General features: G+C 66.2%; 5 protein-coding genes. 3 read left to right on the top strand and 2 right to left on the bottom strand.

Going from position 1 to position 4081, the window contains the following annotated elements; all coding sequences use genetic code 11:
- Window positions 1-417 (bottom strand): hotdog domain-containing protein, encoded by a 417-nt coding sequence (locus tag ACO6D5_RS29135; protein WP_315846628.1) that lies wholly within the window; start codon window positions 415-417, stop codon window positions 1-3.
- Between the two features lie 106 nt (window positions 418-523).
- On the opposite strand from ACO6D5_RS29135, the gene dinB reads away from it, so the two are divergent.
- Window positions 524-1606 carry a DNA polymerase IV gene (gene dinB, locus ACO6D5_RS29130; protein ID WP_315846629.1) on the top strand — a complete coding sequence of 361 codons (1083 nt, stop codon included), beginning with the start codon at window positions 524-526 and terminating at the stop codon, window positions 1604-1606.
- A gap of 14 nt (window positions 1607-1620) precedes the next feature.
- On the opposite strand, the gene ACO6D5_RS29125 is transcribed toward dinB, so the two are convergent.
- Window positions 1621-2082, bottom strand: coding sequence for a GatB/YqeY domain-containing protein (locus tag ACO6D5_RS29125; RefSeq protein ID WP_006226902.1), 462 nt, complete (start codon window positions 2080-2082; stop codon window positions 1621-1623).
- Between the two features lie 150 nt (window positions 2083-2232).
- Between ACO6D5_RS29125 and hmpA the strand changes: the two genes are divergently transcribed.
- Together hmpA and ACO6D5_RS29115 are read left to right on the top strand one after the other, a co-directional pair.
- Window positions 2233-3450 carry an NO-inducible flavohemoprotein gene (gene hmpA / locus ACO6D5_RS29120; RefSeq protein ID WP_315846630.1) on the top strand — a complete coding sequence of 406 codons (1218 nt, stop codon included), beginning with the start codon at window positions 2233-2235 and terminating at the stop codon, window positions 3448-3450.
- Between the two features lie 58 nt (window positions 3451-3508).
- Entirely contained in the window at window positions 3509-3946 is a 438-nt protein-coding gene (locus tag ACO6D5_RS29115) for an Rrf2 family transcriptional regulator (RefSeq protein WP_315846631.1), read from the top strand.
- The last annotated feature ends 135 nt before the right edge of the window (window positions 3947-4081 follow it).

Here is a 4081-nt window from a genome sequence, read left to right as displayed (position 1 = left end):
TCAATCGCCGCCCGGACGGCGGCGGATGATCTTGAAGGTGGCGGTGGCGCGCGCGACCAGTTCGCCATCGGCGCGGCGGATGTCGCCTTCACAGAAAGCGATGGACGCGCCGCGGCGCAGGCAGCGTGCCTCGATTACCAGGTTGCCCGTGCCGGGCGACAGGAACGTGGTGTTCATGTCGATGGTGGCCATGCCTTCGGTGGCGTCGGCCGAGCCGCGGGCGGCTGCGCTGAGCGTGAAGTCCAGCACGCTCATCAGCGTGCCGCCATGCACGTCGCCGCGGCTGTTGGTCAGGTCTTCGCGCCAGGGCAGCGAGGTGCGGGCGTAAGCCGGCGCGATGCTTTCGGGCACCAGGCCGATGAAGGTCATGAAGGGTATCGTCAGGCCAAAGTAATCGGTTTGGGCAGGTGCGGTCATGGATCGGTTGTGGGCGGAATGGGAAAGCGGGATCAGCCGGTCATAATATATTTTTTTGCAGTGGCCGCCAGCGCATCGCCGGGCCGGCCACTTGTCCCCAAGCGGAATGTCTGAACTTATGCGCAAGATCGTGCATGTGGACATGGATGCGTTCTACGCGTCCGTGGAGCAGCGCGACAACCCTGAACTGCGTGGCAAGCCGGTGGTCGTGGCCTGGACCGGCCCGCGTTCGGTCGTGTGCGCCGCGTCGTACGAAGCCCGGCGCTTCGGCATCCACTCGGCCATGTCCGCGGTCCGCGCGGAACGGCTTTGCCCGCAGGCCATCTATGTGCCGCCGGATTTCAATCGCTACCGCGAGGTGTCGCGCCAGATCCGCCAGATTTTCGCCCGCCATACCGACCTGATCGAACCGCTGTCGCTGGACGAGGCCTATCTGGACGTCACGATCAACAAGTGCGGGCTGCCATCGGCCACGGAAGTGGCGCAGGTCATCCGGCACCAGATCCGGGAAGAAACCGGGCTGACGGCATCAGCGGGCATCGCGCCCAACAAGTTCCTGGCCAAGATCGCGTCCGACTGGAACAAGCCCGACGGCCAGTTCGTGGTCCGGCCGGGCAAGGTGCTGGAATTCCTGCAACCCTTGCCGGTGCGCAAGGTGCCCGGCGTGGGCAAGGTGACGCAGGCCCGACTGGAGCAACTGGGCATCCACACCGTCGGTGACCTGGCGACGCACAGCGCGGAAGAGCTTGAACACTACTTCGGCCGTTACGGCAGGCGCCTGTACGAATTGGCGCGCGGCATCGACGAGCGCGAGGTGCAGACCGACCAGCCTTTGCAGCAGGTGTCCGCGGAGACGACATTTTCAGAAGACATCCGGCTGGATGCGCTGGGCGACGCCATTGACCGCATGGCCGACCGGGTGTGGGACCAGGCGCTGAAGAAGGGCGCGCTGGGGCGGACGGTGGTGCTCAAGTTGAAGACCGACCGTTTCCGCATCCTGACGCGCAGCCAGACCAGCCCGAATCCGCCGGGATCGGCGGCGGAACTCGCCGCCGTGGCCAGGCTGCTGTGCGAACGCGTGGAATTGCCGCCGGAAACCCTGTACCGGCTGGCAGGGGTGGGGATGAGCAACTTTGCCGATCCCGCCGAGCAGGCGCGCCAGCCGGATTTGTTCGGCGGCGCGTTCTAACTGCCCGCTTCGGATCAGGCCAGGCGGGCCTTCACTTGCTGGGACAGCGCGGTCATGTCGGCACGGCCGGCCAGTGCCTGCTTGAGCAGCGCCATGACCTTGCCCATCGCGGGTGCGCCGGTCACGCCTTGCGCGGCCACTTCGGCCAGGGCGGCGTCGATGGCGGCGGCCACTTCTTCAGGCGAGGCGGCCTGCGGCAGGAATTCCTGCAACACGGCCATTTCGGCCTTTTCCTGATCCGCCGTCTCGGTGCGGCCGGCCTGTTCAAACGCGGCGATCGACTCGCGGCGCTGCTTGACCTGCTTTTCGATGATGGCGGTGATTTCGGCGTCGGTCAGGTCGCGGCGTTCGTCCACTTCCTTCTGCTTGACGGCTGCCAGCAGGAAACGCAGCGTCGTCAGGCGCTCGGCAGCCTTGGCGCGCATCGCGTCCTTGACGGAATCGGAGAGGCGGGTCTTGAGCGTAGCAGTGCTCATGGGTGAACCTTTTGTGTGGTGTTGCGGCAATCCGTCAGTGTAAACCGGGCAGGCCGGCCCGGTATGCGTCGCGTTTTGCCGCCTGCTTTTAAAGATGTATTATTAATGCATGTTTAAAAGCGAGTGCGCTCGCAACCCAAGGAGCACCTGATGTTGAGCCCCCAAATCCGTGCACTGGTCAAAGCCACGGCCCCCGTCCTGAAGACGCATGGCGTGGCGCTGACGCGCCATTTCTATGCGCGCATGTTCGACCACAATCCCGAGTTGAAGCACGTCTTCAACCAGGCCCACCAGGCCGGCGGCCAGCAGCAGCACGCGCTGGCGGGGGCGGTGACAGCCTACGCCGAACACATCGACGATCCCTCGGTGCTGATGCCGGTGGTCACGCGTATCGTGCACAAGCACGTCAGCCTGGGCATCCGGCCCGAGCACTACGCCATCGTGGGCAAGCATCTGCTGGCTTCCATCCGCGAGGTGCTGGGCGAAGCGGCGACCGACGAATTGGTGGACGCCTGGGGCGCCGCGTACGGCCAGTTGGCGGACCTGCTGATCGCCGAAGAGGCGCGCCTGTACGCCGAATCGGCCGGCAAGCCCGGCGGCTGGACGGGCTGGCGAGCGTTCCGCGTGGTGGGCAAGCAGGCCGAAAGCGCTGAAATCACCTCTTTCTATCTGGCGCCTTCCGACGGCGGCGCGGTGCCTGCCTATCAGCCGGGGCAATACGTGTCGGTGCGCATTTACGTGCCCGAGTTGGGTTTGATGCAGCCCCGCCAATACAGCTTGTCGGATGCGCCCGGGCAGGACCGTCTGCGCATTTCGGTCAAGCGCGAACCGGCCGGCGCGCAGACGCCCGCGGGCCGCGTGTCCAATGCCCTGCATGATCGCCTGGAAGAGGGCGGCGTGCTGGACGTGGCCCCGCCGCAGGGAGATTTCCACCTGAAGGCGGACAGCGATGCGCCCGTCGTGCTGCTGAGCGGCGGGGTGGGGCTGACGCCGATGGTGTCGATCCTGAATCATCTGGTCCGCAACAACGACGAACGCCAGATCCGCTTCGTGCACGGCTGCCGCAACCGGTCGGTGCATGCCATGAAAGACCACGTCAACCGCATCGCCGCCGAGCGGGGCAATGTGCGCAAGGCCGTGTTCTACGAAGAGGTCGGCCACGACGACGAGCCGGGACGCGATTACGACCACGCCGGCCGGCTGGACCTGCGCGCCATACGCGACGAGGTCATCGTGCCCGGCGCGGACTACTACCTGTGTGGCCCGGCCCCGTTCATGCTGGCGCAGCGCGAAGCGTTGCTGGAGCTGGGCGTGGGGCCTGACCGCATCCACGCCGAGGCCTTCGGCAGTGGCGGCGCGCCGGCCTGACCGGTGTATCCTGGCGGCCTGATCTGCCTGGGCCGCCAGGCATCCTGTCTTCCATTCTATGCAACTGACCCGATTCACCGACTTCGGCTTGCGCGTGCTGATGTACCTGACGCAATGCCGCGACCGGCCTGCCGCCGTCACCATCCCGGAGATCGCGGGGCGCTTCGACGTGTCCCGCAATCACCTGGTCAAGGTGGTGCACTTCATGGCGCAGCGGGAATGGGTCAGCACGTCGCGCGGCAAGGGCGGCGGCCTGAGCCTGGCGCGCCCCGCATCGACGTACCGCGTGGGCGACCTGATCCGCGAACTGGAGCAGCAGGGCCCGCTGATCGATTGCCGCGAACCGCCGTGTGCGCTGGACGGCTCCTGCCGCCTGGCAGGCGTGCTGGCGCAAACGCTCAATGCCTTCTACGACGCGCTCAACGGCTACACGCTGGCCGACCTGGTGCGTGACCCCACGGCTGCGGCCATCATCAAGCTGCACCGCGCCGCCTAGGCAGGCCATGACGTTTTGTTATGGATGCTGCCGGGTTTGGCATTTGCCGCCTGGGCGTCGAACGTTCCAGAATAGAGGTTGTTCTCCCTGCGGCGTGGGGGCATTTTTGCCGCCGGGCCGCCCCAAGGCAAAAAG

The organism is Achromobacter sp. (assembly GCF_057314935.1).
Note: the sequence above shows the minus strand (reverse complement) of the source record. Positions and strands in the feature narration are given on the sequence as shown.

Excerpts from the sequence above, each read along its gene's own strand:
- ACO6D5_RS29125 (WP_006226902.1), bottom strand. The coding sequence starts at position 2,082 with ATGAGCACTGCTACGCTCAAGACCCGCCTCTCCGATTCCGTCAAGGAC.
- hmpA (WP_315846630.1), top strand. The coding sequence starts at position 2,233 with ATGTTGAGCCCCCAAATCCGTGCACTGGTCAAAGCCACGGCCCCCGTC.
- ACO6D5_RS29115 (WP_315846631.1), top strand. The coding sequence starts at position 3,509 with ATGCAACTGACCCGATTCACCGACTTCGGCTTGCGCGTGCTGATGTAC.
- ACO6D5_RS29135 (WP_315846628.1), bottom strand. The coding sequence starts at position 417 with ATGACCGCACCTGCCCAAACCGATTACTTTGGCCTGACGATACCCTTC.
- dinB (WP_315846629.1), top strand. The coding sequence starts at position 524 with ATGTCTGAACTTATGCGCAAGATCGTGCATGTGGACATGGATGCGTTC.